We start from the raw sequence: 25,682 nt of genomic DNA, 5'->3' as shown, positions 1-25,682 counted from the left end.
CATTCTATTTATATTGTACATCCTATTAATATATTGTCAATATTTATGCAAAAATGAAAAATAATGAAATATAAGGGAGCTAAAAAGGGTATTATTAGTTTTGAAGCATTAAAAGTTCATTGACATTATAGAATTATTTAATATCAAACAATTTATTTTTATAATTAAAGAATTGAATAATTATAATTAAGACTTTAGAAGTATTATAAATATAAAAATTTCTCATAATCATGAATTTAGCTTCACATATAAAATTCCTTTTGAATACATTAATAATGATAAACTTTTAAATGAATTAAGAAGGAGTTTTAGAATGTTAAATGATATGGATGAGAAAGTAAATTCAAATAATATTTATCCCTTTGAATTTAATAATGGACAGAATCACAAAGATGTAAAATATACAGTTACTAATGATAGATATATTATAATGTTTCTTAAAAATGAGATAATTATGGGGCTCAAAGATACTAATAGTGTAACAACACTTAATTACTATGAAGAACAATTAAAGGAAACTAAGAATACCGAAACTATTAATTTTTTTAAGATATTACTTAAGAATTCATTACCTGATGTTGAAATAATTGGAGAAGGTGAAGGTGATGAAAAGAAAAATTATTTTGATTTTGATGTACCTGATGAAGAAGTTATAGATGTACCTACTTATTCACAAATAAGGTATAAAGGAATTTATCACGGTATAGATTTATGTTTTGATTTTAATAATGGGGAGCTAGACTATAAATTTATACTTCAGCAAGGAACAAATCCAGAAATTATTAATATGACTTTTGAAGGTATAGACCGCATTAAATTAGATAGAGATAAAAATGCAGAAGTTAATATAAAAGAATGTAAATTATCAGTTCTAAAATCTAATGCTTATCAAAGTTATAGTGAAATAAATATAGAAGTAGCTAGTGAATTTAAAATTGAGGGAAATAGTTTATATATAGATGTAGGTCATTATGATAAAACTCTTCCTCTAGTTATTAAATCAGCACTATCATACTTCACATATATGAGAGGAGAAAGTGATGGTATGGAATATATAATAGAAAATGATAGCATAGAAAACATTGAATTAAAGGATATAACAAATTCTTCTGATATAATGACTGATAGTCAAGGTGATTTACCAGTTGAGGAACAAAAAGAATCCAATATTAAAAGAGAAAGTGGTGACGGTGAATTGAATGTTTTGGATAGTGGTCATCATAAAGAACCAGACATTGAAGATGTTTATAATATTATTACAAATCCACGTTATGGATTGGCAGAGATAAAAAGAGAAGTTAGAGCTATAGAAAGAAATGTTAAGGAGACCATATGTAGATTAGAAGCTAGAAATAGAGAAATCCAATGTAAACTAGACTGTATAATAGCTTGTATGAATTGTAAAAGAAAGTTTGCTTTAACTACTGGTAGAGTAAGAAGAGAATGTAGAATAGCTAATTTATTTATTAATATAAGAAATAATTCTAGGACCCCAGTAGAATTAGAAATACGCAGAAAAAATATATGTAATGATAGAAGCAGGGTTTGCACTATTTGTATAACAGTAGGACCATGCTCATGTAAGGAAGTTATTTTCCGTAACATTCCAGATACTTATGAAATAGAAATTAGGGGAGTTACAGAAGATGTAAGAATAAGAGTAACGGAAGTATGTTGCGGAGATAATGGTTCTAGCAGACCAATAAGATTATGTAGAATACCTGATCCAAGTTAAAACTAATTATTTTATAATTTTAATAAAAGGCTAACTCAGAATTTTGAGTTAGCCTCCATATAATTACTCTATTACTTTTAAAATAGTATCTGAAAACTTACGTTTTGGCATTGCTACTTCTTCATCATAATATCCAATAGGAATAACTGAAACAATTTCCTCTGTATTAGGGATTCCAACAATTTCAGCTACCTTTTCTTCATCAAAGATGCCAAGAATAACTGTACCTAGACCTAGTTCTTTAGCCTTTAATAAGAAAATCATGTTAGATAATCCGCAATCATACATTTGCCAACCATCACCCTTAGCAGAGTCAAAGCCACCATCACGAGTATAACCAGATCTAAATTTAACTACACAAGATACTATAATAACAGGAGCACTTTTACATGAAGGTTTATTAAAGTCGGGCATTGCTTCTATTATTGCATCTTTTACTTTAGCGTCTTTAATTGCATAGTAACGAGTTACTTGAGAATTTTTCCAAGACGGAGCATAAGCAGCAGTGTTTACTATCTCCTCTATAATATCATTACTTACTTCTTTTGAGTTAAAGTTACGAATACTTCTTCTTGTTTCTATACACTTTTGAAATTCCATAATCAAACACCCTTTAATCTTTCTGTTTATATTTAGTTTCATAAAATTTAGATAAAATAATCAATCTTTTTTAAATTACCAAATCTAAGAAAAACATAATCTTATTACCTATTATAGTATAGTATAGCAAGGCCATGCAACTAAGAAATTTTTATTAGTTTTCAGGATTTATGTTATAAAGAGCTAAATATATATCCCTAAGTGATGACTATAGATTCTGCAGTTTTAGATTTAGAGGAGTACAAGCTAATTATAACATCTTGTTCAGGTAAAAACATTTTATTTTTATGCTTTTCTATATAATCAAGGAACTGTTGAAAGTCTTGATATTTTCATTAAATATATAAATAGTTAATGTTGGAATATGTCAACTTTTATATAATAATATGGTTGAAATGAGTTAAATTGGATGTTAGAATAAATCTGTAATATTGGTTAATATTTAATATACTACTTATTACTTAACAGAATGGGTATTATGGGGGGATAATTTTGAAGTTTAAAGATAGCTCAGTAAGTATAAAAAAAGTTTTAATTTTAGCTATAATTAGTATTTTTATTGGTTCTGGTCTTGGAATTGTGGGAAGTATATCAAAATATGAGTTTTCTAAAATAAATGAGAAAAATGAAGTTATACTTGCTAAAATTAATGCTCAAGAGAAGGTATTAGAAGAAAGTAAAGTATATCTAAATACCTTAGCTAGCAAAGAAACTGAACTTAAAAATAAAAAAGAAGAGATTTTAAAGGTTGAAAAAGAAGCTAAAGCAGAGAAAGAAAGATTAGAGAAAGCAGAAGCTGAAAGAATTGCAAAAGCTGAAGCAGAGGCAAAAGCAAAGGCTGAACAAGAAAAAATAGATAAAGTAGAAGATGAAAAAGTAGCATCTGCTAACACTGCAAGTCAAAATAGTGGAAACAATGGGAATTCAGTAGCAAATCAAGAACCCATAGGAGTAATGGTGTGGAGAACTGCTACAGGTAAGAAGTATCATAAAATTAATAACTGTGGTAACACAAATCCTAACAATGCCACATATATAACCAGAGAATCGGCAGAATCACAAGGGTTAACTCCATGCTCTAAGTGTTATTAGGAGGTGTAGGTTAATGGAAAACAAAGGATCATTATTTAGAAAGTTGGCCATAACATTTGTAATTATTACAGGAATTATTATAGGAGTTGCTATTGGTACAACTGGTAGAGTAACATATAATGCATCTGAATTTGATAAGCAATACGAAGAAAAGTTAAAGCTTTTAGAAGATAAATCACAGGAAGTAAATTTAATTAAGAATAAGATAACAAATTCAGAGAAATCAATTGAAGTCTTGAAATCATTTTTAAAAGAAAAAGAATAGGTTATAAAATGGAAGAATACTCGATATTCTTCTATTTTTATTTCGGACTTTTTTAATTATATAAAGTATGCGCCCTACTTAAAATAAAACCAATATGTGAACATAATAAATTACTTATTGAAAATGTAACAAATAAATAATAATATACTATATAAAGAAGCAATATGTAGTAAAATATGAATTCAAAAGGAGCAAAGTAATTATGAATATAAAAGAACTAATTTATCTTATACCGGCTATTCTTATTGCAGTATCTCTTCATGAATTTGCCCATGGTTATGTGTCTTATAAACTAGGAGACCCAACACCAAAGGTAACGGGACGTCTTTCACTAAATCCATTAGCACATTTGGATCCAGTAGGAACACTATGCCTTTTATTCTTTCGATTCGGATGGGCAAAACCTGTACAAGTAAACCCGTATTACTATAAGGATAAAAGAAAGGGCATGGCACTGGTAGGATTAGCAGGTCCTATGATGAACTTTTTAATAGCTCTTATATGCGCTTTTGTTATAGAAATAATTCTAAAAATCACAGGAGGTTATGGTGGAGATGTGATTTTGTTCATATTCAATCTTCTTAACTATACTTATATAATCAACATAGGGCTAGGCGTGTTTAATTTGATACCATTTCCACCACTAGATGGTGCTAAAATTATTGGAGCATTATTACCAGAGGAGAAATACTTTAAGTTTATGAAGTATGAAAGGTATGGTCAATTAATTATAATTGCATTATTAATGTTTAATTTTTTAGATATTCCGTTAGACATGGCAAGAAGAGGAGTAGACAGTATTATTTGGGGCATTGTGAAGCTAGTTGTATAATTTAATTACATTATAATTAAGATCAGACAAAGAAGTTTTCTGATTTTTAAATATAAAAAAGGATTCGTTGGAAGAATGTCAAATATATAAATAGGAAAAATAATTATATTAGTTTAATTAAGAGTTAAAAAGATTGTAAGTAAGTTTTGGACTTATATTTTATTGAAGGATAAGATAAAGTTATATTGAATATATGCATAGGAAACTATCTACATAGTTTCCTATTTTAAATTTTTAAAAGTTATATAGATAAAATTTTAAAATGTTAACTATTTAAATAGTTGTTGTCACCATGGGGCTTTAGAGGCTTTTGATGGTTAAATTAGTTGATAATATATAGATAAATTTTGTATTTTTGCTAAAGTTATTGACATTCCAGTAGATGTAAGGTGTTTAATATATTTATAATTAATCACATAAAGGAGACCATAGATGAAAATAAAAGATGCGGAACTGTTAACAGGATTATCAGCTAAGACAATTCGGTTTTATGAGAGTGAAGGTTTAATTTCTGTAAGAAGAAATTCAAACACATATAGGGATTATGATGAAGATAATATTAAGGAATTGAAAAGGATAAAAATTCTTAGACAATTAGAAATCCCAATTTCTAAAATAAGAGAGTTTAAAAACGGTGACTTACAATTAGAAAATATTTTAAAAGAAAAATTAGAAGAATTAAATAAAGGTGAATTAGATATTCAAAGCAAGAAATTTACTATTGAAGTTTTATTAAAGGAAGTAAAGAAAAATCCTAATGCAGATTTAGATTATTATCATGATGACTTTGAATATATTAAAAGTGAAGAATTCACTGAATTTTTAGGTGAAGTTAAGGAGCTAAGTGAAATTTCATTAACAGCTCAACTGTTTGGTACTTTAATGCTTAGTGGGCCATTATTGTGGCTTTGGCTTAATATTACTAATAAAAATTATGATTCTATAGGGCTTAATAGCATCATGGCAATATTTAGTACAGTAATATTAACTTTAACTTGGAGAAAATATTTAAAGCAACCTAATAAAAAGACTAAAGGTACAGCCTCTGTATTTTTAATTTCAATTCTTGCAATAGTTTTAACTATTTCAATTTTTGTGGGTATAGGGACGTTACAAGAAGCTATATTTGTACCAAAGAGTTATTTAATGTTTATATTTAAACCACCATATAGTTATTTTATCTTCTTCTATGAAATAGAATTAATTGCATTTTTAATATCAAGAGTGTATAAAAAAATAAAGAATATAGAGTTAAAATGGACTGTAGACTTTTGCAATTTTGTAAAGAAGAATATATTTGTAACTATTATTATAAATATTATTCTACTATATGTGTGCATTACTGGCATTACTGTGGTAACAGAAAATAAGATTACTGACTATAGTTTTTATAATCCAATGGGGACAACCTATTCCTATGAAGATATTTCTAAGGTTGAAGCTGGATTTAATGGAAAGAAGTTTGGCATTTTTCCAAAAGGAGCAGGTGAATTTTATTATACTGTATTCTTTAATGATGGTAATAAAGTAAATTTTTATCAAGCTAATAGTGAATTTGAAGACACTTATTTAGAACTTGAAATATTTGATAAGCTTCTTATGGACACAGGTAAGGCTGAAAAGACATCATCTAAAGAAAATTATGAACTATGTGACTTTGATCAAAGGTATGTAGATAGATTTTTGAGGATAATTGATAATAAGTAATTTGAAAATGTCGGAAATAATTAAGGTTTAATTATTTCCGGGGAAAGTTATTTTAGTAGTTTTGTGTAGGTATTTTTAGTCTGTTAATATTATGAAGAAAATTTAAAGGAGTTGTGTATATGTTTAGAGAAATGAGAAAAAAGGATAGAGAAGTTTTTGGTGAAGACATAGAAAAAATTTTAATTAATGGAGAATATGGAATTCTAGCAACTGTTAGTGAAAATGGCTATCCTTATACTGTGCCATTAAGTTATGTTTATCAAGATAACACTATTTATTTTCATTGTGCTAAAGAAGGGCATAAGCTTGATAATATTGAAAAAAATCAAAAAGTATCCTTTTGTATTGTTACGGATACTGAAATGTTACCAGGTAAGTTTAGTACAAAATATAAAAGCATTATAGCTTTCGGAGAAGCGAAGGAACTAACTGGAGAGTTAAAGAGAGATATTTTATTTAAATTTATTGAAAAATATTCTCAAAGCTTCATAGAAGAAGGTAAAAGATATATTGAAAGAGCACAAGATAGTGCAAAAATAGTAGAAATTAAAATAGAACATATTACTGGGAAATCAAGAGGATAATAAGAATAATGAAATTAAGATTAAGAGTGTAGTCTTAATTATTAAAATGCTATGTTGAGAACAACATAGCATTTCTATTTAGCTAATATTTATTATTAAAGAAATTGAGCTGAATATACATTATATTGAAGTTAATGTTATAATTAGAATATATATTACTAATTATAGTAAATGGAGGAATAAGGTTGAGGTGTAGTGAATTAACTGAGTATATAGTAGAAAAATTAATCACTCAGAAATTAATGATAAAAGATAGATGCTTAATAGTTGGAATTGATGGACAAGGATGTTCAGGAAAATCCACTTTATCTCAAAATATTAAAGATTCTTTAATAAAGTCAGGAGTAAAAGCTGAAGTGGTTTCAATTGATGATTTCTGTAATAAAAGAGCTATACGCTATTCTGGTGAATTACCATGTTGGGAACAACACTATTATAACAACTTTGACTATATAAAATTTGAAAGAGATATTTTAAAAAAAGTCAGAATAACAGGGAAAATAGAATTTAGTGATTTTGTTTTAGATACACTAGAGGATGAATATACAAAAAAATTAGATGTTTCCTTAGATAGTGAAGGGATACTCATAATTGAGGGTATATTTATATTTAAAAATGAATTTAAGAAATATTATGATTATAGTATTATGATTATAGTTGAAATAGATGAACAATTCAGACGTGCTTCTGAAAGAGATATATTTAAGAATGTTAACTTGAAAATGTTATTAAACCAATATAATGATAGGTATGTTCCAGCATATAAATTATATGAAAAGATTGATAACCCTTATTCCTTTGTAGATTTAATTATAGATAATACTAATATGGATATGCCTAATATAATTAAATAAAGTAAATTATCATATAAAATCATAGGAGGAAATACATGAATAAAACAGTTGTTATATACAAATCAAAATATGGTTCAACAAAAAAATATGCAGAATGGATTGCTACTGAACTTGATGCGGATATTTTTGAGGCATCTAAAATTGATGTAGCGGATATGCAAAATTATTCTACTATTATTTATGGAGGCGGTCTTTATGCAAGTGGAATACTGGGTGTTTCATTAATTACTAAAGCCTTTGATAAGCTAAAAGATAAAAATTTAGTTGTATTTACTGTAGGACTTGCTGATCCAAGTAACACTAATCAATATATCCCTGTTATTAACAAGAATCTTACAAAGGAAATGCAGGATAGGATTAAATTATATCATTTTAGAGGTGCTATTGATTATAAAAATCTTGGTTTTATCCACAAATATATGATGGCTTTATTAAAAAAGAAAGTAAGTAAAATGCCTGAGGATAAAATGGATGATGAAGCAAAAATGATGCTTGAAACCTATGGTAAAGTAGTAGATTTTACAGATAAATCATCAATCAAGCTATTAATTGAATTTTGTAATGGATTATAGAGTATTACAAAATAATATGGTGATATGTTTATAAAGGAGCAATAGAGGAATATAACTGGAGGAGTAAAATGAAGTTAGTAACAATATGGGACAAGGTTGCCGTTGATTTTGGAAAAGTTGGACCTAAGTATTGGAATAGTTTTGGAGATAGATTAGTTGAACTTTCAAGTATTAACAAAGGAGCTAAAGTGTTAGATATTGGAATGGGTAGAGGTGCTTCATTATTTGCTGCAATAGATAAAATAGGCACAGATGGATATGCTGTAGGTATAGATAATTCAGAAGTTATGGTAAGTGAAACTCATAAAGATATTTTAAATAATAAAATATGTAATGCGGAAGTTAAAAATATGAATGCTCAGAATTTAAACTTTAAAAAAGATTCATTTGATAATGTTATTTGTGGATTTGGAATAGGATATCTTTTACTTAGTGAAAATAGATTAAATGGAATACTAGGGGTACTAAAAAATGGAGGACGAGTAGGATTTAGTATATGGGGTAAACAGGAAGATCAAAAGTGGTTAACTGAAATAGTTAATAAATATTTACCTACGAACATACAGAAAGAAAATAAAGATAGAAAGCCAGATATTCCAAAGTTTGATACAGTAGTGGATGTGAAAAAAATATTAGATGAGTCAGGTTTTAAAAATGTTAAAGTTCATGAAGAAAGTACAGATGTTGTGTATAAGGATAAAGAGGAATGGTGGCAAGAAATGTGCACCAATGCAGTTAGAGGAATATTTGAAAAAATAGAAGATTTGGGTTGTTATGTATTTGAAGAGTTTAAAAAAGACATATTTCAAGGACTAGAAAGTTTCGGCAAAGGTGACGGGCTTCATTTTAATATGTCAGTGATATATGCATTTGGAGAAAAATAAATATATTAGCTTAATAATATAGACAAGGAGTGGTAAATATGGCTAAGAGAATATATTTTGAAAAAATTCTTTCTCAGGATGATTTTACCGAGGCTGAGGTTGAGTATTTACTGCTCCTTGAGTATTGGGGAATGGGATATGGAAGTGAGATTCTAAGGGAATTATTAAATAAAGCTGAAGAAATGAAGAGTATACAACAAGTTATAGGAATGATAGATCCTAATAACATAGCATCTAGAAAAATATTATTAAAGAATGGTTTTGTATCATGTAAGGTATATGAAATAGATGATGGTTCTTTAACGGAAGTGTTAAGTAAAAATTTAAGATAAGTTATATACAAAGAAAGCAAAAGAAATTGGTAGAGAAAGAATTAAGTTTATGGAAAAATATTTTAATAGGTTACAGATGGAGATAGAAGGCATTAAGTAAATTAATGCTTTCTATTTTGTTTAGGAATTAATTAACTAATATACAAGTATATATATCATATTGAAATTAATGTTATAATTAAAATATAAATAAAATGATTGAGAAACTTAGGATAAAATAAAGAATGGAATGTTAGGAGTTGAATTGATGCCAATATTTGAAAATAAAACAATAATTACAAAAGAAGTAATAAATGAGCTTTCAGAAGAAAATTATAAGGAATGTAATAAGAAATATCGCAGTTTTGTTTTATTAATGTTTCTTATATCTGCATTTTTTACTGTTATAAACTTCATAACAAATGGAGTATACTTGGTTTCTGTGTCCATGTTTTTATCTACAGTATTTTTCCTTTTTATGTTTTTTAAAGGGTATACTTTAAAATTAAAAGAGAGTTATAAAAACTTTAAAGGGGTATATGGTGAATCAGTGGAAATAACGTTAAATTTTTACGATGAAAAAATAGATATTATTACATTTAGGTCTAATTTAACATTAGAGTATAGTCAAATTACTAAAGTATTAGAAACAGAAAATCTATTTTCATTGATGATAGAAAAACAAAATATAATTCTTAGTAAAAACGGTTTTATAAATGGAGATATTGATAAATTTAAATTGTTTATAAAGGAAAAAGGACTTATTGAATAAAATACTAATGTCGAAGGAGCATAAATTTCATTCTTTTATCTAGATTTAATAGGGGGTGAAAATTATTAATAATAAAAATAATGAATCAAAGTTAAATCCATTAGAAAACCAAGTAGAGGAGATAAATGAGTGGCAAAAGAACGCTAATAATCATGGTTATTTTATTGGCTCAGGCAAAGCACCATTACCTATGAAGAATATATTAAAGTCTCCTATAATTATGTTAATAATAGGAGTTATATTTGCAATACCAATAATATTTAGTTTAGTTAAGAATTTTAGCATTGAAACTATATTTAATAATGTGGTGATAATAACCATAAGTATTATACTAATTACTGGAGGCATTATAAGGCTGCTAAACAAAAGTTAATGAATTCACAATATATAAGTAAATAATTGGGAGGTTAAAGGAATGAAATCAGATTCAAAAATTAGAATTAAGTTATTACTAATAGCAATGGTTTTTGTAGGAGTATTGGCATTCTTTGGATATATGATTTGGGAAAAACCAAAAACAATAACCTATACATCTGCTATAAAAATTGTTGATGTCAATAACAAGGAAGATATAGCTAAATATGAAAAATATAAAAATCCTTATGAATATAAAGAAAAAGAAAATAATCAATTCACATTAAAATATCATGATTATATATATCCTTTAAAACCTATTGATAGCACACTAATATTAACATCAGAGCAATATGACGAGATAGTTGAGGGAAATGACTATTGATTTAAAATAAAATTTTATACTCCTGATAATAGTGGTAGTGGGATTGTAAAAAAAGTTTATACGGATGATCCTGCAAGAAAATAAAATATATTTCTGGTTGACATAAGAAAAGTTTAATTCTTGAAAATTATTTTTGAAAAAAATAATTATATGTTTATAAAATTTTATTTATATCTAGGAGGCTTAATGATAGTTATATCAACGCTTTGTAGATTGAAGAACATAAAAATAATAAAAGCTAAAAATATGTTATGTTATAGTTATTTTCATTTTGAAGGAGGGATAAAATATGATTTTATTTATAGAATGTGTTATTTCCTGTGCAGTTTTCACGCTAATTATATTACCTTCTCTTTATAAAGACCCTATTAAGCATATTATGTCTTACCCTAAAGAAATTATAGATAGGGTAGAAAATCTGCCTCAGTATAAATATGTTATTAAAGTTGAAGAAAAAAGACATTTATCAGTTAAATTAATTGCAGTATTGATTTTTGCAATTGTTCTTGCTGTAGTGGCATATTACTCTGGTGCAAAAAACTTTAAGTCTGCATATATCCACGTTTTTATATTATTTTTTGTGGTGAATATTTACGATATGATAGTATTAGATATTGGACTTTTTTGTCACAGTAAAAGAACAAGAATACCTGGAACTGAGGATATGGATAAAGAATATAAGAATCCCTGGCATCACATAAAGGGTGCTGTTATAGGAATAGTAATTGGCACTATTGTTGCTTTATTATCAGGGGCAATAGTCCATATCATAGGGATAATATAAAGTTACTAATTGAAATTTATAATGGATTATAGAGTATTAGAAATTAGATGAAAATGAATGTAGTTAAGGGGATTAAGATGTTAGGAAAAGAAGACATAATTAAAATGATTAAAGACATGGAATTACCTTTAAATGAATATTGGATAACCTCTGGTGCAGGTTTAGTAATTCATGGTGTTAAAGAAACCACAAATGATATTGATTTAGGGGGTACTACAAACTTAGTTGAGCTATTTGTAAAAAAAGGTTGTAAGTACACATTAGAAAAAGATAACTCAAGAATTGTTCAGATAAATAATACAATAGAAATACTAGAAAATTGGTTCGTAGATGAAATAGTGTTTATTGATGGATTACCTGTAGGAAGTTTAGAAAGTATAAAAAAGCAGAAGGCACAATTAGGAAGAGAGAAGGATATTAAGGATATTAAGATTATAGATGATTATATTAAGAATAGAGTTAATATAAAAATTTGGAAATATGAAATAAGGAATACTTATAGAGTTCAATTAGGAGTGAATAAATGCGAAAGGTATTAATTGTTTTTCTGACATTAACTATGAAGACATAATTGATAAAGAACATGTTCCTATAAATATTGATGCAAAAAAGGAAAATTCTATCATAAAAGTATTTGATGATAGGGAGTTATAATACAAGTAAAATTTACAAGGAAACATTAAATTTTTTAATTTGGAGGGTATTATGAATTTAACAGAACTTAATCCTAAAGGTAGATTTAGTAGTCGAGTAGAAAACTATGCAAAATATAGACCTAACTATCCTAATGAAATAATAGGGTTTCTAAATACATCAATTGGCTTAACTAAAGAAGCAATTATTGCTGATATTGGCTCTGGAACAGGAATCTCTGCTAAATTATTTTTGGATAATGGAAACGAAGTATACGGCATTGAACCTAATGCAGAAATGAGGTACGCTGGAGAGAAGTATCTAATTAATTACACAAATTTTCATTCAATAGATGCATCTTCTGAATATACAAAGTTGGAATCAGAATCAGTAGATATAATTACATCAGGACAAGCATTCCATTGGTTTGAACCAGAAGCTACAAAAAAAGAATTTCTCAGAATATTAAAACCTGGCGGGTTCGTAGTAATTATCAATAATAGAAGAAAATTTAGCAATAGCAAATTTATGAATGAATATATGGAACTAATTGAAAAATACTCAGAACGTGAGGGGGGGAATTCACTTAATACGGATTTACCCAAATTCTTTGGTTTAAAAACAATCGATAAAGAAATATTTTCTAATCCTCAAGTGTATAATTTGGAAAGATTAAAAGGGGATTTAGTATCTTATTCGTATATTCCAAATGAAGAAGACCCAAAATTCAATTATATGATTACGGAACTTGAACTTCTATTTAAAAAGTATAATAAAAATGGGACATTGATTTTTGATTATGAAACAGTAGTATACTACTGCAAAATGAAGTAGTTTACATAAATAATAATTGGAACTATTATTACTTTGTGAATTATGAAGAGAGGAAGAATATTAATGGTTAATATATTATTTAGTTTATATAATTTCCATGAAAATTGGGCAAAAGATACGATGGAAAAATATATAAAGTGTAATGATAAGGTTTTGGTAATTCCATTTTCTTTCGGTGAAAATATAAGCAATGATATGGAGTGGCAGAGTGCCTATAGTAAATATAAAGGAAAGTATTATAACACTATTGTTCTACCATTTTTAAGTTATGAAATTAGGGAAGAAAATATAGACTGGATAAATTATTTTAAAGATACAGAAGAAAGTGCAAAAAAGAAAGTAAGAAACAGTGACATAATATTTTTTACCGGAGGGTTACCTGATAAAATGATGTATCGCTTAAAGGAGTTTGATTTAATAAATGAGATTGAAAGTTTTGTAGGAGTAATTATAGGTATTAGTGCTGGAGCAATAATTCAGATAGCAGATTACCATATTACTCCTGATAAAGATTATGATACATTCTCATATAATAGAGGATTAAATTTGATTAGAGACTTTGATATTGAAGTTCATTATGAAGATACAGAAATAGAAAAAAATTATATAAATAAGGTATTAAATGAAAGAACAGATACTGTATATGCAATTAAAGATACTGGTGGGATAATTGTTGATAATAATGCAATTACATTACTTGGAGATACACAAATATTTAGTAGGAAATAGTTTAACTTTTTTCAAAATTAAAAAAGTTGATTGTGTAGATGGGGGAGTTATGAAGAGAATTATAAATATATTATTGGTTAGTTTACTGTTTTGGTTTACGTTGGATATTACAGGGTTTTCTATAGGAAATTCTTGCTTAGTTGAAAGCCCAGGCATACTGAGTTTTGATACTACTTGGTGGATAATTTTTGTTGTTTGTTCTATGCTATTTTTCTTAAAAGAAAAACAAGGTAAATATGTATTATCAGTATTTCTTACGGTTTGGGTTATAGTTCAATATTTTTCACATTGGAATTACACAATTTTTGGTGTAACTGAGAGGAAATTAAGTGGGTATAATAAATTCTTTGCTAACACATACCATATTATTCCACAATCTGATAGTATATTGATACCTGATTTATACCATATAATTTTACACATATTATTAATCTCATTACTTGTTTTAATGATAGTGTATATATTTCAAAAAAGAAATAGAATAACTTCAGCTTAATCCATTTGTTCCTATAATTATAATTGAGTTTGATTAGGAGATAAATTAATAATTTAGTGGAATTGTTATTTGTATTATGCAGGGCATAAATATATCACATAAGAAGAGTAAATAAGTATATGTTTTGGATAATGAAATAATTGTTAATAACATTTATAGCTTTAAATATATAATGGGAGATTAGCTGATATGAGGATGGTTAAAAAATTATTTATAGTATTAGTAATTATAATAGTAGCAATTACAATATTGCCTTGGATAGTATTTCCAATTAGTAATAATATAAAGTTATATAAGTTTTCAAAGCAATTATATAATTGTAAATTGCCAAATAATACCCAGTTAATTGATAAAGATTCTGTATATGGTAAATTAAATGGTAATGGTAATGGATTAGATTTTGCTACTGTTATAGTATTAAAATCTGAATTGGATACCGAAAATATAGAAAACTACTATAAATCAAGAGATTTTCATACTATAGAAGAGAAAGATAATCCTCCAACTATAGAGGTTGGAGTTATAAGTGATGGTAAAATTGATAGTAAATTATTAGAGCATAAAAGTTTTATATTGGACGAAGATAGCAAAAAGGATGATTACTATTATGTAATTATTTATGATGGTGGGTACGCTTCTTATTTTGATATTAATGGTAATTAAAAATTATATAAGCATTATATTTTGAACTTAACCAATAAAAATAAGTCATAGTATTCTTGAGTTTCAATGTAATTTAGAGAATTAATTGATGATTTTTACAATATTTGGTATTATATAGAAAAAGGGGGCGTATTTATGGAGAAAAAAGCCAAGATACTTATATTAGGAACTTATCATTTTGCAAATGGTGGAGAACATTTAATTAAAACTCAATGTGAAGATATGACTACTGAAAAAAAACAAAAAGAAATTAAGGTAGTGATAGAAAAGCTAATGCAATTTAAACCAAATAAAATTGCTGTTGAAGCAAATCGAGGAAAAGAAGAGAAATTAAATAAGGCTTATTCCGAGTATTGTATAAATAATTATAATTCATCTAACAAAATAATAAGTCATAGAAATGAAATTGTTCAATTAGGGTTTAGGTTAGGACAAATATTAAAACATAATAAAATTTATCCTATAGACTATCCAGTAGATTTACCGGAGCAGGTTTTTGAATATGCTGAAAAGAATTGTCCAAAGTTCTATGAGAAGTTTATGAATGAAATAAAGGAATGTAATATAAGTGAAAATGAAATTATGAAGAATAGTACAGTTATTGAAATCCTAAAGCATCTTAATGATCCTACGCGTATTGCAAAGGAGCATAGTGATTTATATTTAGATATGGCTCAAATAGGAGCTGGAGGTAAATATTATGGAGTGGACATGCTTACAGAATGGTATAGGAGAAATCTTTATATTTTTGGAAATCTACAAGATATAGTTGAATCTGGAGATAGAGTTTTGGTTATTTATGGAGCTGGGCATTGCAAAATACTTCAGGATTTTGTATCAGAGTATAATGATTTTGAATTAGTAGATACCTTGGATTATCTATAAATCTAGATATCTAGATTTATAATTTAGAAAATTAATTGATGATTTCTACAGTGTTTGGTATTATATAGAAAATAAGGTTTATTGGGGGGTAGTAAATATGAGATTTCAATTAGCTAAGAAAGAACAACTCAAAATACTCTGTGCAAAGTCTGTAAGTATGGCTTAAGGCGACAATTGCACAGAGGTAAATATCTAGTCGCCATTACTAAATAAATTCATACTTATACAGGCTTTGTTTCCTTAATTTAAAGTATAAATTTAAGGAGCTGAGCTTTATGGGATATGTAAAGGCTGAAACAATTTTACCAGATAATTTATTAAGAGAAATTCAAAAGTATATTCAAGGAGAATATGTATATATTCCATCTGAACATACAACACGGAAAAAGTGGGGAGAAAAGTCAGGAACCAGGCAGCGTATACAAAATAGAAATGAAGTTATACGTAATAAGCATGAAAGTGGATATACCATTGATGAGCTGTCAGAAGAATTTTTTCTTTCTATAGATAGTATTAAAAAAATTGTATATAGTAAAAATAGAAATGAAAAGCTATCACTCTAATAATGAGTGGTAGCTTTTTATGTGCAAAGAATAATATAGAATTGTTCTTTATATATTAATTGATGATCTCTGTATATTAAAATAAGTATGATGATAAATTTTGACATGTGAAATTCTTAATTAAAGATATTTATGTTTGTGGGGTGAAATATAAATAATAAATTTTTTGAATTAGGTATACAGAAAGGAATAATATTTAAAATGGGGTTAGATATAGAGGAATTAGGTGAAGAATTTTCTCATTTAAAACTTGTTGGTAGTAAGGACAATTCAATAAGACTAATCAATGGAATAATAAAGAATAAAAAGGTTGAAGATGAAGATTTATTTGTTATAGAGGGATTATGGGCCTATGAAAAGATAATTAAAAGTAATATTAGAATAATAAACTTTGTATTTTGTCTAGAGTTTATTAAAAACAAATCTACCTTTGATATGGTTAAGAGTATTTCTATGATAGCAGAGAATTCATGTTTAATATCAAGTAATTTGTGTAAAAGATTGAGTAGCAGAGATAGTGGAGAAGGATTTTTTCTATTATGTAGTTTTCCAAAGTATAATCTTGGGAATATAAGGTTGAAGGAAAACAATTTGTTAGTAGTACTTGATGGATTAGAGAAACCAGGAAATATTGGAACAATTATAAGGTCAGTTGATGGTGCTGGTGGAGATGGAGTAATTATTTGTAATAGTAAAGTTAGAAAAACAAATCAAAAGCTGATAAAGTCAAGCATGGGATCTAGTTTTATGTTGCCAGTTGTAAGTAGTGACATAGAATTACTTGTAAGGTGGCTTAAGAGTAACGGATTTAAGATTATTGTTACTGATTTAAAAGCCAGTAACAATTACTATGATGCTAATTATAAGGGGAGAATTGCTATTATTGTAGGAAATGAAATACATGGAATTTCAGAAATTTGGAATAAATATGAATGTGAAAGAATAATAATCCCCATGTTTGGAGGTGCAGATTCCTTAAATGTAGGAGTAGCAGCTACTATGATTGTTTATGAAGCAAGCCTTTCTCAAAAGAATTTAGGTAAAAGAATTGGCTAACTATGATTTAAATAAATCATAGTTTTATGGATTATATAAGTAGGAAAGAGGGCGTAGTCGTAGAGGCTACACCTTCTTTTTTTAGTGATTATTTTTAGTAAGTATTAAGTAATAGCAGGATTTATTAAAATATACCTTGCAATGCAAAGTACATTTTAATATAATAATAATATACTTTGTATTACAAGGTAAGGGAGGAGTTGCTGTGAATAATAATTCTCAAATTCTTAAAGGTATTCTTGAAGGATGTATACTAAGTATAATTTCAAAGGAAGAGACCTATGGTTATGAACTACTAACAAAATTAAAAGGATGTGGATTTGAAGATATTGTTGAGGGAACGCTTTATCCATTATTACTTAGGCTTGAAAAAAATCAGTTAATAATTGCTGAAAGAAGGAAATCATCCGCGGGAGTTAATAGAAAATATTATAAACTATCAGAAATGGGAAGTATAGAACTTGAAGGTTTTATAGAATACTGGAATAAACTACATGTTAATGTAAATAAGATTATAGGGGGGATGGACGATGAGTAATAGCATATTGAGGGATGAATATAAGGAAGCATACACCAGTATAGTAATATACTTATCAAGTAGTGGTATGGAAGGTAACTTTATGGATGAAGTAAGTGAGGATGTAAAGGACTTATTAATAAGTGCACAGGATGATGGTATTGATGTGAAGAGTATAATTGGTAATAATATTGAAGAATTTTGTAAAGAAATAATAAAATCAAAGGATATTAATAGTAGTACAATACTTAATATATATCAAAGTACTAGGTGGGCTATAATTATGTCAGCAATGATGTCATTATTATATTATATATTTCATATGAAATTCACCTTAAATATAATTTTTATGTTTATAGTTGACTTTTTGTTTTGTAGGTTTATTTTTAGTATAGGATTAAGGAAAGTAATAATAAATAATAAAGGAAATACAAAAAAAATAATAAAGGTGTTATTATTATATATTTTATTTGTGATACCAGGAGCAATTCTAAACTTTATCTTAATTACAAATTTTGTTGTAGAAATTAATTCATTATACACATTCATGATTTTAGTAGCAATATTGCTATTAAGTTACATCATAGGTAAAGCTTTTAGAAATAGAAAGGTGAGGTTAGATTAAGTAATAAAGCAGTAGAATTTTAGCTTTCTACTGCTTTATTTATATAGACAAATAACAAAATATTTAACCTTTTAAATAGGTTTCTGTAAGAAGTTTTTACAATATGAGTTTTTATTGTAGTGTATCCTTGGCTGTAAGTATACACATACTATATACATAAAGGGAATGAGAATTAAAGAAAAGAGGGCATAAGTAATGATTAATTTTAAAAAGTACATTAAGAAGGGACAAATTTTATTGGCTGTTATGGTATTAATGTATAATATAAATGAGAAAATAATATTTGGAGTAGAAAATGATGAAGTACATGGAAGGATGGAAGGTGATAAGATTTTTATGAATGTATCTACAACCGTAGACTTACCTCATCAACCACCTAAGGAGTCCACAGAAGAACTGTATCAAGATGTGTTTTTAGCTTTACTAATGCCTTATATCCAGATTGAGGTGGAAAAATATTATTCTACATACTTATCTCAAACGCCACTAGTTGATCCTTACTCCATATATATAAATAGTATTTCTAGACCAAATGGTTATCGTTCCTTTGTATTTGATATAAGCCTTCAAGTAAATCCCTATATAGGACCTCATATTCTTGTAGGAACTGATAATATTGATTTCACTGTAGAAGGTAACGGAAGGGTTAAGGTGAAAAAGTTTGAACATATAAAAAGTTATGACTTACCACCAACCTATGAGCATATAATGACAGAGATTGTATAAGATTTTAGCATCAGGTTGTTATAACTAGTGAAGTTAGAGTAAAATAAAATTCGCCAATACCCTAAAAGGGATATTGGCGAAGAGGAAATAGTGGAATACAATAGCACTAGTTTTTACTATTCTTCATAGTTAGAAAGTGTGTTATTTAATGAATGTAGTGCACTTTCTACTGAGTTAAGGGTATTTTCGATTATTTGTCTGTTTTGTGATTTTTCAACAGATTTTAATGCTTGATCCAAGCAAGTTTTTGAATCTTGAAGTTCAATTTGTACATCTCGTAGATGGCGTTTAGCGCTTTTTCCTTCATTATTGTGCATAACAATTACCTCCTAAAACTTTATTTTTAAGGTATGGAGCTAGCATATTATGAAAATAAGCTTAAGCTCAATCCAAGAGTGAAATTTTGTTCATAGTAAATTTCTTCATCTACAACAGTCCTATTAACACCATTATTATCAGAAGAATTTCACTATGGAATATCAAAATTATTATATGTCATAAATTTAAAATCATACTTGGAAAGTTTAGCTTATGAAAGAAAAAACCTTAAGAAATAGATTATTAAAGAATCTATTTCTTAAGGTTTCAGTAAAAAGTTCTATTAATCATTCATTAGTTCTTCTAGATCTATTGGATACTTTCCGTATAGTTTACCAGCATCCATAAAGGCTTCAATATTCTTCATTGGAGTGTGCATTGGAATTTGACATCCAGTGCTTAAAATATAACCTTTTTGAGAATTGAAACCTTTTCTAATACAGTGTTTTACTGACTTAAAAATGTCTTCTTTAGTTCCAGCATATATAACATCAACAGGAGGAACATTTCCGGTTATTACAACTTTATCACCAATCACATTTTTAGCTTCTTCTATATCTTCTATATTATCAATACTAAAATTAGAAATTCCAGTATTCACAACATCTTCCCAAATGTCTCTACTTTTTCCGCAGATGTGTATACCAGGGTAACTACCAGTTTTTTCTTTTATTTTATTTATGTTTTTTTGAAGAGCAGGTAAGGAAAATTCTCTGAATTGATTTGGACTTATAAGACTTGTTGATGAGACTGGATCAGCAAAACTAATTGAGATACCCAGTTTAGCAACTTCTTCTATGTATCTATTATTAGATTCTGACACTATTTCCATAAGAGTATGAACCTTTTTAGGATATTTAATCATCCATTTTAATAAATTTTCAGTTCCTACTACAGAGGCTGCAACACTAAAAGGACCAGACATAGAGGCACTGACATCTACATCATTTATAAGTGCATCTTTAGTAAGTTTTAATGCTTCCAGTAGTATAGGTAATTTTCCATCCTTTAGAGGGTTTACTATTTTGAGAGATTCAATTTCATCTATTGATTTAATAGCAGGTTCTAGTAAATAGGAGATAGCATAATCAGGATAGCATACCTTGGCTCCCATAGCTTCAGCCACTCCTCTAAGACTAGTAGATATGCCTACGCTATCATGACGAAGTTTTTTAAACAAAGCTATTTCTAAATCTGCCATTAGTCGTGCAGAATGATAGTAATCCTTAGTTGTTATACCAATGAATGGCGCCATAGTTGCTCCCATGTCGGGGATACAAATTAGTCTATCAATTTCTAATCCTCTAGAAAATGCATCCATTCTCTCTTTTGGAGTCATTTCTTCTTTAATCACTTAAAGGTTCCCTCCTAACAAAAATATATTTTACATATTAGTTACATAACTCTAAAGTAATTATATAAGACAAAAATGAATATGTATAATTGAATTATCCTATATATAATATATATCTATTGATATAACCAATATAAAAAGATAAATTTTGTTTGTTAAAATGATGAAATATAATATAGAAAAAGACTGAGATATTAATTATTTTATTTAATATCTCAGTCTCTCTATTAAATTAATTGGTATTCATATAGAACTCAAGGTTTTGGGATTAACCTTGTGTTTTGTTATTCTTGATAGTTAGAAAGAGTACTATTTACTGAATTTAATGCACTTTCTACTGAATTAAGAGTATTTTGGATTTTTTGTCTGTTTTGTGGTTTTTCAACAGAGTTTAATGCTTGATTTAAGCAGTTTGTTGAATCTTGAAGTTTACTTTGTACATCCTGAACATGTTGTTTAGCATTTTTTCCTTGATTTTGTTGCATAACAATTTCCTCCTAAGTTTTATTTTCAGATATTAAGATAAAATTTAATACCTAATTTAATTTTTAGTCATAGTAAGTTTCTGTACAATAGATAATTATTATTACTAAGAGGTAAAGAAATTCACTATGAACTAGTAAAGTTATTGTATGTTATAAATTTTAAATTATACTTTTAAATTTTATTATCAAAACTAATAATATAATCATAACTAAGTATTAAGATAAGAAAAGCTAGGCAGTAAGCCTAGCTCATTATTCTTTAATATCTATGGCATCTACAGGACATTGATCTCTTCCATCAACAGCTCCAGCTTCAAGATCAGAAGGAACATCTCCATCTATAGCTTCAGCTTTACCATCATCATCGAATGAATAAATCTCAGGGCAGACACCAACACAAGCTCCACAACTTATACATGTATCTTTATTTACGATTGCTTCCATATTTACTCCTCCTTGTTTTTAATATATTAACAAGATTAGTGTTTGCAGTAATTGATTTCATATACGCAAAAATTAGAAAATTAATTAATAATAGGTACATGGATGTTAGAGTAAATATATATAATTATGTATTTATATCAGGAGTAGTTGAGTCTTTAAATCTCTACGGCGAGTTCATAGTCATCTTGATTTTCTCGTTCTTCAATAAGCTTTAAAATATTATCCATAGTATATATTTTAAGAGATAGATCACTGTTGTCTTCTAGTTTACCAATGTATTCTAGGGCATTAGGGGACACACTGCCTGTAGTAAGAATAATACCTTTTTTTATATTGTTTGCCATCATAGCACCAACAAGTTTTTGGCATATAACTCTTCCTATAAAAAACTCATCAGAAGCATTATCTTCATCATTAGAGGCTAGAGTTGGATTAGAATTATATCTTTTACATTCAACATAGATTTTTTCATCGTCATAATTTGTAAGAATCAAATCAACTCCACCATCATTACTAGGAGGTGTAAGCTTTATATCCTTATATTCAGGGTTATTATGAAAAAGCCATTGACAGAAGCCTTCAAATTGAAGTCCTGTTAATCTATTAATATTTTCTTTTTTAATCCTCATAGTAAATTTTAGTTGTTCATCTTTAAAGCCTCTTATTTTCTCAATAAATTGAGTAAAGCTCTTTATAAGTATTATGAGTACTATAAGTAGTACTAAAATTTCATATTTGTTCATAAGAATCACCTCGTATAATAATTATTGTCATTATAGAAAAAAATTAATCAATATATTTGGGATTTTTGCTTTACCATGTGATATTAATGAGCACAATAAACAGATATTTTTATATGAAATCCATAACAGATTTAGAAAAGTATCTTTAATTATGAAGGTTTTTAATATAAAATAGTAATAAATACTTCAAGGAGGTTACGTATGAAGAGAGAAGATTATATTTCTTGGAATGATTATTTTATGAGTATTTCTTTGTTATCAGGAATGAGAAGTAAGGATCCATCAACACAGGTTGGAGCTTGTATAGTTGATTGCAACAATAGGATAGTTTCTATTGGATATAATGGATTTATTAATGGATGTAGTGATGAAGATTTTCCTTGGAGTAGAGATGGAGAATTTTTAGAAACTAAGTATCCTTATGTAGTGCATGCTGAGCAAAATGCTATTTTAAATGCTAGAGGTAAGTCTTTAGAAGGCTGTAGACTATATGTAAATTTGTTCCCTTGCCATGAATGTGCTAGAAATATCATTCAATCAGGCATAAAGGAAGTTTATTATCTTAGTGATAAGTATGCTGAAACAGATTCTATAAAAGCCTCTAAATATATGTTTGAAAAGGCTAATGTGAAATTAACTCAATTAACTCCAAGTGTAGACAAGATAGAGATAAAATTAAAATAGACCTATTAAATTAGAGCTAAAAGGATTGTCTCATATTTTTATATTGAGATAATCTTTTTTATTTATGAGCAATATCAACTGAATTTTAGAATGAATTAAAGTCCCATTTTAAGATTGGTTGAACGTATACCTAAGAGGTTAAATAATTATATTTAAAGACAGAATTTGTTAAGGAGTAGATTAAATGAAAACTAAAGATATGACGAGAGATGCTATAGTAATTGGTTTTGCTTTATTTGCTATGTTTTTTGGAGCAGGAAATCTTATATTTCCAACATTTTTAGGACTAGAATCAGGGATAAGTTGGAGTAGTGGATTGTTTGGATTTGTTTTAGCTGATGTAGGCTTAGCTATACTATCAATTATAGCTGCAGCTAAATGCAATGGAGATGTAAGTGAAATTTTTGGAAAGGTAGGTAAAAAATTATCAATAATTTTGGGTGCTGTTATAATGGTATGCTTAGGACCACTTTTAGCCATACCGAGGACAGCAGCAACAACCTATGAAATGGGTATTGTGCCAATATTCAAAGGATTTAGCCCAGTAGTATTTTCAATAATATTTTTTTCTATAACATTGGTTTTATCTATAAAACCATCTAGAGTAATTGATATAATAGGTCAGTTTTTAACCCCAATGCTTCTCATAACTCTACTATTACTCATATTAGTTGGAATAATAAATCCAATTGATTCTATCAGTATAGCGCCAAGAGTAGAAAGTATATTTGCAGAAGGAGTAATCCAAGGCTATCAAACCATGGATGCATTAGGAGCTATAGCATTATCTACTGTTGTAATAACAACATTAAGTAATAAAGGATATAAAGGAATAAAGGAAAAAATAAAATTAACCTTAAAAGCATCTATTGTTGCCTCAATAGGACTAGTTTTAGTCTATGGTGGGTTGACTTATTTAGGAGCTACCATTTCAAATCAATATGCAAACATACCATTAGGAGAAATATCTCAAACTGCATTAATAGTACATATAACAGATATATTACTTGGAAAACCAGGAAAGATATTATTAGCAATAATAATAGGTCTTGCATGTCTTACAACAGCAATAGGACTTACGTCTGCAACAGCCCAGTATTTTAGTAAAGTATCAAAGGGAAAATGGAAATATAGAGATATAGTTATATTCGTATGCGTGTTTAGTAGTATAGTAGCTAATTTTGGAGTAAGTACTATAATAAAATTTTCAGCACCAATATTAAGTGTTATCTATCCTCCAACAGTTACATTAGTAATATTAACATTATTTAAAGAAAAAATTAAGAACAATTATGTGTTTATTTTTTCAACATATACAGCTTTGTTTATAAGTGTATTAACGGTTTTAAACCATATGGGAATAGGCAGTTCAATAGGAGTACCAATAGTAACTAAACTTCCATTTGCGAATTTAGGTTTTAACTGGATAGTTCCAGTTATAGTGGCAGGTATAATGGGGAATTTTATTAAAACAAACACAGAAATATAATATTTAAATTATATTTCATACTACAAAGATATACAAGGCAATCAATAAGTGTTATGGATGATTTATATAATTGTAGCAAACATGTTATAATAGATACATGTAAATGCGTATTTTAAAGATAGAATACCTACATAATTTAATATAAAAATTAGTTTGGAGGTAGAGTTATGATTAAAGCAATTGAAGAGCGTAGAAGCATAAGAAGATATATGGATAAACAAGTGGAAGATGAGAAGTTATTACAAATTCTTCATAGTGCAAGACTAGCACCATCAGGTAGTAATACACAACCATGGCAAATTATTGTGGTTAAGGAGCAGAGAAATAGAGAAAAAATAGCAGCTGCTGCGTATAATCAAAAGTGGATGGTTAGTGCACCTGTCCACCTTGTGTGTGTTGCAGATATAAAATCAAGGTTACCTAAGTGTGATGACCTTTATATTGATGAATATAGTAAGGAATTCGAAGTTAAGCAAATTATTAGAGATACATCTATTGCCATTGAACATATGGCACTTGAAGCAACAGATTTAGGGTTGGGAACTTGTTGGATTGCTTGGTTTGAACAGAAGGACTTTAGACCAGTTTTAAATATTCCTGATGATAAGTATGTGGTTGCAGTATTAACTTTAGGTTATCCAGATGAAGCACCAAGTCCTCGTCCAAGAAAGAATTTAGAAGAAATAGTTCATTATGAGCAGTGGTAA

At 27.7% G+C, this 25,682-nt stretch carries 34 protein-coding genes; 28 read left to right on the top strand and 6 right to left on the bottom strand.

Annotated elements, in window-relative coordinates:
- The first annotated feature begins 313 nt into the window (after nucleotides 1–313).
- The gene (locus tag B2S02_RS15510; RefSeq protein WP_346921000.1) at nucleotides 314–1,735 is read left to right on the top strand and encodes a hypothetical protein; all 1,422 of its coding nucleotides are present in this window, start codon (nucleotides 314–316) and stop codon (nucleotides 1,733–1,735) included.
- Between the two features lie 63 nt (nucleotides 1,736–1,798).
- Here B2S02_RS15510 and B2S02_RS15505 read toward each other — a convergent pair whose 3' ends face one another.
- The gene (locus B2S02_RS15505; protein WP_346920999.1) at nucleotides 1,799–2,335 is read right to left on the bottom strand and encodes a nitroreductase family protein; all 537 of its coding nucleotides are present in this window, start codon (nucleotides 2,333–2,335) and stop codon (nucleotides 1,799–1,801) included.
- A 492-nt stretch (nucleotides 2,336–2,827) separates the two neighbouring features.
- Here B2S02_RS15505 and B2S02_RS15500 point away from each other — a divergent pair, with 492 nt between their 5' ends.
- The 24 genes from B2S02_RS15500 to B2S02_RS15385 all read left to right on the top strand — a co-directional run bounded on the left by B2S02_RS15500 (nucleotide 2,828) and on the right by B2S02_RS15385 (nucleotide 19,458).
- Complete coding sequence (locus tag B2S02_RS15500; protein ID WP_346877951.1) at nucleotides 2,828–3,427, top strand: hypothetical protein; 600 nt, start codon at nucleotides 2,828–2,830, stop codon at nucleotides 3,425–3,427.
- Nucleotides 3,428–3,440: 13 nt separating this feature from the next.
- On the top strand, nucleotides 3,441–3,692 hold the full coding sequence (locus B2S02_RS15495) for a hypothetical protein (RefSeq protein WP_346877950.1): 252 nt from the start codon (nucleotides 3,441–3,443) through the stop codon (nucleotides 3,690–3,692).
- Between the two features lie 202 nt (nucleotides 3,693–3,894).
- Entirely contained in the window at nucleotides 3,895–4,524 is a 630-nt protein-coding gene (locus B2S02_RS15490) for a site-2 protease family protein (RefSeq protein WP_346877949.1), read from the top strand.
- A gap of 432 nt (nucleotides 4,525–4,956) precedes the next feature.
- Nucleotides 4,957–6,231 (top strand): MerR family transcriptional regulator, encoded by a 1,275-nt coding sequence (locus B2S02_RS15485; protein ID WP_346877948.1) that lies wholly within the window; start codon nucleotides 4,957–4,959, stop codon nucleotides 6,229–6,231.
- Between the two features lie 119 nt (nucleotides 6,232–6,350).
- A complete protein-coding gene (locus B2S02_RS15480) occupies nucleotides 6,351–6,815 on the top strand; it encodes a pyridoxamine 5'-phosphate oxidase family protein (RefSeq protein ID WP_346920998.1) in 465 nt (154 codons plus the stop codon).
- Between the two features lie 185 nt (nucleotides 6,816–7,000).
- Complete coding sequence (locus B2S02_RS15475; protein ID WP_346920997.1) at nucleotides 7,001–7,669, top strand: hypothetical protein; 669 nt, start codon at nucleotides 7,001–7,003, stop codon at nucleotides 7,667–7,669.
- 35 nt (nucleotides 7,670–7,704) lie between these two features.
- The gene (locus B2S02_RS15470) at nucleotides 7,705–8,241 is read left to right on the top strand and encodes a flavodoxin domain-containing protein (protein ID WP_346878307.1); all 537 of its coding nucleotides are present in this window, start codon (nucleotides 7,705–7,707) and stop codon (nucleotides 8,239–8,241) included.
- Between the two features lie 68 nt (nucleotides 8,242–8,309).
- A complete protein-coding gene (locus tag B2S02_RS15465; protein WP_346878308.1) occupies nucleotides 8,310–9,125 on the top strand; it encodes a class I SAM-dependent methyltransferase in 816 nt (271 codons plus the stop codon).
- A 38-nt stretch (nucleotides 9,126–9,163) separates the two neighbouring features.
- The gene (locus B2S02_RS15460; protein ID WP_346877945.1) at nucleotides 9,164–9,457 is read left to right on the top strand and encodes a GNAT family N-acetyltransferase; all 294 of its coding nucleotides are present in this window, start codon (nucleotides 9,164–9,166) and stop codon (nucleotides 9,455–9,457) included.
- Between the two features lie 247 nt (nucleotides 9,458–9,704).
- Complete coding sequence (locus B2S02_RS15455) at nucleotides 9,705–10,208, top strand: YcxB family protein (protein WP_346877944.1); 504 nt, start codon at nucleotides 9,705–9,707, stop codon at nucleotides 10,206–10,208.
- Between the two features lie 55 nt (nucleotides 10,209–10,263).
- Nucleotides 10,264–10,581, top strand: coding sequence for a hypothetical protein (locus B2S02_RS15450; RefSeq protein WP_346877943.1), 318 nt, complete (start codon nucleotides 10,264–10,266; stop codon nucleotides 10,579–10,581).
- Nucleotides 10,582–10,623: 42 nt separating this feature from the next.
- Entirely contained in the window at nucleotides 10,624–10,947 is a 324-nt protein-coding gene (locus tag B2S02_RS15445; RefSeq protein ID WP_346877942.1) for a hypothetical protein, read from the top strand.
- 289 nt (nucleotides 10,948–11,236) lie between these two features.
- Nucleotides 11,237–11,731, top strand: coding sequence for a hypothetical protein (locus tag B2S02_RS15440; RefSeq protein ID WP_346877941.1), 495 nt, complete (start codon nucleotides 11,237–11,239; stop codon nucleotides 11,729–11,731).
- 53 nt (nucleotides 11,732–11,784) lie between these two features.
- Nucleotides 11,785–12,270, top strand: a complete 486-nt coding sequence (locus B2S02_RS15435) for a hypothetical protein (RefSeq protein ID WP_346878310.1) — start codon at nucleotides 11,785–11,787, stop codon at nucleotides 12,268–12,270.
- A gap of 154 nt (nucleotides 12,271–12,424) precedes the next feature.
- Entirely contained in the window at nucleotides 12,425–13,198 is a 774-nt protein-coding gene (locus B2S02_RS15430) for a class I SAM-dependent methyltransferase (RefSeq protein ID WP_346877939.1), read from the top strand.
- Between the two features lie 63 nt (nucleotides 13,199–13,261).
- The gene (locus B2S02_RS15425) at nucleotides 13,262–13,927 is read left to right on the top strand and encodes a Type 1 glutamine amidotransferase-like domain-containing protein (RefSeq protein ID WP_346878312.1); all 666 of its coding nucleotides are present in this window, start codon (nucleotides 13,262–13,264) and stop codon (nucleotides 13,925–13,927) included.
- A gap of 49 nt (nucleotides 13,928–13,976) precedes the next feature.
- The gene (locus B2S02_RS15420; RefSeq protein ID WP_346849059.1) at nucleotides 13,977–14,423 is read left to right on the top strand and encodes a hypothetical protein; all 447 of its coding nucleotides are present in this window, start codon (nucleotides 13,977–13,979) and stop codon (nucleotides 14,421–14,423) included.
- A gap of 189 nt (nucleotides 14,424–14,612) precedes the next feature.
- Nucleotides 14,613–15,086 (top strand): hypothetical protein, encoded by a 474-nt coding sequence (locus B2S02_RS15415; RefSeq protein ID WP_346877937.1) that lies wholly within the window; start codon nucleotides 14,613–14,615, stop codon nucleotides 15,084–15,086.
- Between the two features lie 135 nt (nucleotides 15,087–15,221).
- Nucleotides 15,222–15,971 carry a DUF5694 domain-containing protein gene (locus B2S02_RS15410; RefSeq protein ID WP_346920996.1) on the top strand — a complete coding sequence of 250 codons (750 nt, stop codon included), beginning with the start codon at nucleotides 15,222–15,224 and terminating at the stop codon, nucleotides 15,969–15,971.
- 275 nt (nucleotides 15,972–16,246) lie between these two features.
- A complete protein-coding gene (locus B2S02_RS15405; protein ID WP_150843961.1) occupies nucleotides 16,247–16,534 on the top strand; it encodes a CD3324 family protein in 288 nt (95 codons plus the stop codon).
- Nucleotides 16,535–16,735: 201 nt separating this feature from the next.
- The gene (locus tag B2S02_RS15400; RefSeq protein WP_346878314.1) at nucleotides 16,736–17,590 is read left to right on the top strand and encodes an RNA methyltransferase; all 855 of its coding nucleotides are present in this window, start codon (nucleotides 16,736–16,738) and stop codon (nucleotides 17,588–17,590) included.
- A 205-nt stretch (nucleotides 17,591–17,795) separates the two neighbouring features.
- Nucleotides 17,796–18,128: a PadR family transcriptional regulator gene (locus B2S02_RS15395; RefSeq protein WP_346849055.1), complete on the top strand. Its 333-nt coding sequence runs from the start codon at nucleotides 17,796–17,798 to the stop codon at nucleotides 18,126–18,128.
- Complete coding sequence (locus tag B2S02_RS15390; RefSeq protein WP_346920995.1) at nucleotides 18,121–18,732, top strand: DUF1048 domain-containing protein; 612 nt, start codon at nucleotides 18,121–18,123, stop codon at nucleotides 18,730–18,732. The genes B2S02_RS15395 and B2S02_RS15390 overlap by 8 nt, the downstream gene beginning before the upstream one ends.
- 195 nt (nucleotides 18,733–18,927) lie before the next feature.
- Entirely contained in the window at nucleotides 18,928–19,458 is a 531-nt protein-coding gene (locus B2S02_RS15385) for a DUF3888 domain-containing protein (RefSeq protein ID WP_346849053.1), read from the top strand.
- Nucleotides 19,459–19,574: 116 nt separating this feature from the next.
- On the opposite strand, the gene B2S02_RS15380 is transcribed toward B2S02_RS15385, so the two are convergent.
- The 5 genes from B2S02_RS15380 to B2S02_RS15360 form a co-directional block, all read right to left on the bottom strand.
- Nucleotides 19,575–19,775, bottom strand: a complete 201-nt coding sequence (locus B2S02_RS15380; RefSeq protein WP_035131744.1) for a hypothetical protein — start codon at nucleotides 19,773–19,775, stop codon at nucleotides 19,575–19,577.
- A 284-nt stretch (nucleotides 19,776–20,059) separates the two neighbouring features.
- Complete coding sequence (locus B2S02_RS15375) at nucleotides 20,060–21,130, bottom strand: uroporphyrinogen decarboxylase family protein (protein ID WP_346920994.1); 1,071 nt, start codon at nucleotides 21,128–21,130, stop codon at nucleotides 20,060–20,062.
- Between the two features lie 284 nt (nucleotides 21,131–21,414).
- Nucleotides 21,415–21,615: an EscE/YscE/SsaE family type III secretion system needle protein co-chaperone gene (locus B2S02_RS15370; protein ID WP_035131749.1), complete on the bottom strand. Its 201-nt coding sequence runs from the start codon at nucleotides 21,613–21,615 to the stop codon at nucleotides 21,415–21,417.
- A gap of 252 nt (nucleotides 21,616–21,867) precedes the next feature.
- Entirely contained in the window at nucleotides 21,868–22,059 is a 192-nt protein-coding gene (locus B2S02_RS15365) for a ferredoxin (protein ID WP_346849051.1), read from the bottom strand.
- A gap of 155 nt (nucleotides 22,060–22,214) precedes the next feature.
- Entirely contained in the window at nucleotides 22,215–22,802 is a 588-nt protein-coding gene (locus B2S02_RS15360) for a restriction endonuclease (RefSeq protein WP_346849050.1), read from the bottom strand.
- Nucleotides 22,803–23,003: 201 nt separating this feature from the next.
- Between B2S02_RS15360 and B2S02_RS15355 the strand changes: the two genes are divergently transcribed.
- The 3 genes from B2S02_RS15355 (at nucleotide 23,004) to B2S02_RS15345 (ending at nucleotide 25,682) form a co-directional block, all read left to right on the top strand.
- Nucleotides 23,004–23,486 carry a deoxycytidylate deaminase gene (locus tag B2S02_RS15355; protein WP_035131756.1) on the top strand — a complete coding sequence of 161 codons (483 nt, stop codon included), beginning with the start codon at nucleotides 23,004–23,006 and terminating at the stop codon, nucleotides 23,484–23,486.
- Nucleotides 23,487–23,670: 184 nt separating this feature from the next.
- Nucleotides 23,671–24,975 carry a branched-chain amino acid transport system II carrier protein gene (gene brnQ / locus B2S02_RS15350; RefSeq protein WP_346877931.1) on the top strand — a complete coding sequence of 435 codons (1,305 nt, stop codon included), beginning with the start codon at nucleotides 23,671–23,673 and terminating at the stop codon, nucleotides 24,973–24,975.
- 167 nt (nucleotides 24,976–25,142) lie between these two features.
- The gene (locus tag B2S02_RS15345) at nucleotides 25,143–25,682 is read left to right on the top strand and encodes a nitroreductase family protein (protein WP_346849048.1); all 540 of its coding nucleotides are present in this window, start codon (nucleotides 25,143–25,145) and stop codon (nucleotides 25,680–25,682) included.

It is taken from the genome of Clostridium sp. UBA7339 (assembly GCF_002470865.1).
GTDB classification, from domain to species: domain Bacteria; phylum Bacillota; class Clostridia; order Clostridiales; family Clostridiaceae; genus Clostridium_J; species Clostridium_J sulfidigenes.
The sequence above is the reverse complement of the archived record's forward strand: the minus strand, read 5'-3'. Positions and strand labels throughout refer to the sequence as shown.

Bases quoted from the DNA above. Each gene is read 5' to 3' on its own strand.
- B2S02_RS15345 (WP_346849048.1), top strand. From the start codon at position 25,143: ATGATTAAAGCAATTGAAGAGCGTAGAAGCATAAGAAGATATATGGAT.
- B2S02_RS15435 (WP_346878310.1), top strand. From the start codon at position 11,785: ATGAATGTAGTTAAGGGGATTAAGATGTTAGGAAAAGAAGACATAATT.
- B2S02_RS15370 (WP_035131749.1), bottom strand. From the start codon at position 21,615: ATGCAACAAAATCAAGGAAAAAATGCTAAACAACATGTTCAGGATGTA.
- B2S02_RS15455 (WP_346877944.1), top strand. From the start codon at position 9,705: ATGCCAATATTTGAAAATAAAACAATAATTACAAAAGAAGTAATAAAT.
- B2S02_RS15420 (WP_346849059.1), top strand. From the start codon at position 13,977: ATGAAGAGAATTATAAATATATTATTGGTTAGTTTACTGTTTTGGTTT.
- B2S02_RS15405 (WP_150843961.1), top strand. From the start codon at position 16,247: ATGGGATATGTAAAGGCTGAAACAATTTTACCAGATAATTTATTAAGA.
- B2S02_RS15445 (WP_346877942.1), top strand. From the start codon at position 10,624: ATGAAATCAGATTCAAAAATTAGAATTAAGTTATTACTAATAGCAATG.
- B2S02_RS15480 (WP_346920998.1), top strand. From the start codon at position 6,351: ATGTTTAGAGAAATGAGAAAAAAGGATAGAGAAGTTTTTGGTGAAGAC.
- B2S02_RS15400 (WP_346878314.1), top strand. From the start codon at position 16,736: ATGGGGTTAGATATAGAGGAATTAGGTGAAGAATTTTCTCATTTAAAA.
- B2S02_RS15390 (WP_346920995.1), top strand. From the start codon at position 18,121: ATGAGTAATAGCATATTGAGGGATGAATATAAGGAAGCATACACCAGT.
- B2S02_RS15380 (WP_035131744.1), bottom strand. From the start codon at position 19,775: ATGCACAATAATGAAGGAAAAAGCGCTAAACGCCATCTACGAGATGTA.
- B2S02_RS15365 (WP_346849051.1), bottom strand. From the start codon at position 22,059: ATGGAAGCAATCGTAAATAAAGATACATGTATAAGTTGTGGAGCTTGT.
- B2S02_RS15440 (WP_346877941.1), top strand. From the start codon at position 11,237: ATGATTTTATTTATAGAATGTGTTATTTCCTGTGCAGTTTTCACGCTA.
- B2S02_RS15465 (WP_346878308.1), top strand. From the start codon at position 8,310: ATGAAGTTAGTAACAATATGGGACAAGGTTGCCGTTGATTTTGGAAAA.
- B2S02_RS15505 (WP_346920999.1), bottom strand. From the start codon at position 2,335: ATGGAATTTCAAAAGTGTATAGAAACAAGAAGAAGTATTCGTAACTTT.
- B2S02_RS15470 (WP_346878307.1), top strand. From the start codon at position 7,705: ATGAATAAAACAGTTGTTATATACAAATCAAAATATGGTTCAACAAAA.
- B2S02_RS15385 (WP_346849053.1), top strand. From the start codon at position 18,928: ATGATTAATTTTAAAAAGTACATTAAGAAGGGACAAATTTTATTGGCT.
- B2S02_RS15355 (WP_035131756.1), top strand. From the start codon at position 23,004: ATGAAGAGAGAAGATTATATTTCTTGGAATGATTATTTTATGAGTATT.
- B2S02_RS15425 (WP_346878312.1), top strand. From the start codon at position 13,262: ATGGTTAATATATTATTTAGTTTATATAATTTCCATGAAAATTGGGCA.
- B2S02_RS15460 (WP_346877945.1), top strand. From the start codon at position 9,164: ATGGCTAAGAGAATATATTTTGAAAAAATTCTTTCTCAGGATGATTTT.
- brnQ (WP_346877931.1), top strand. From the start codon at position 23,671: ATGAAAACTAAAGATATGACGAGAGATGCTATAGTAATTGGTTTTGCT.
- B2S02_RS15490 (WP_346877949.1), top strand. From the start codon at position 3,895: ATGAATATAAAAGAACTAATTTATCTTATACCGGCTATTCTTATTGCA.
- B2S02_RS15415 (WP_346877937.1), top strand. From the start codon at position 14,613: ATGAGGATGGTTAAAAAATTATTTATAGTATTAGTAATTATAATAGTA.
- B2S02_RS15495 (WP_346877950.1), top strand. From the start codon at position 3,441: ATGGAAAACAAAGGATCATTATTTAGAAAGTTGGCCATAACATTTGTA.
- B2S02_RS15360 (WP_346849050.1), bottom strand. From the start codon at position 22,802: ATGAACAAATATGAAATTTTAGTACTACTTATAGTACTCATAATACTT.
- B2S02_RS15485 (WP_346877948.1), top strand. From the start codon at position 4,957: ATGAAAATAAAAGATGCGGAACTGTTAACAGGATTATCAGCTAAGACA.
- B2S02_RS15510 (WP_346921000.1), top strand. From the start codon at position 314: ATGTTAAATGATATGGATGAGAAAGTAAATTCAAATAATATTTATCCC.
- B2S02_RS15410 (WP_346920996.1), top strand. From the start codon at position 15,222: ATGGAGAAAAAAGCCAAGATACTTATATTAGGAACTTATCATTTTGCA.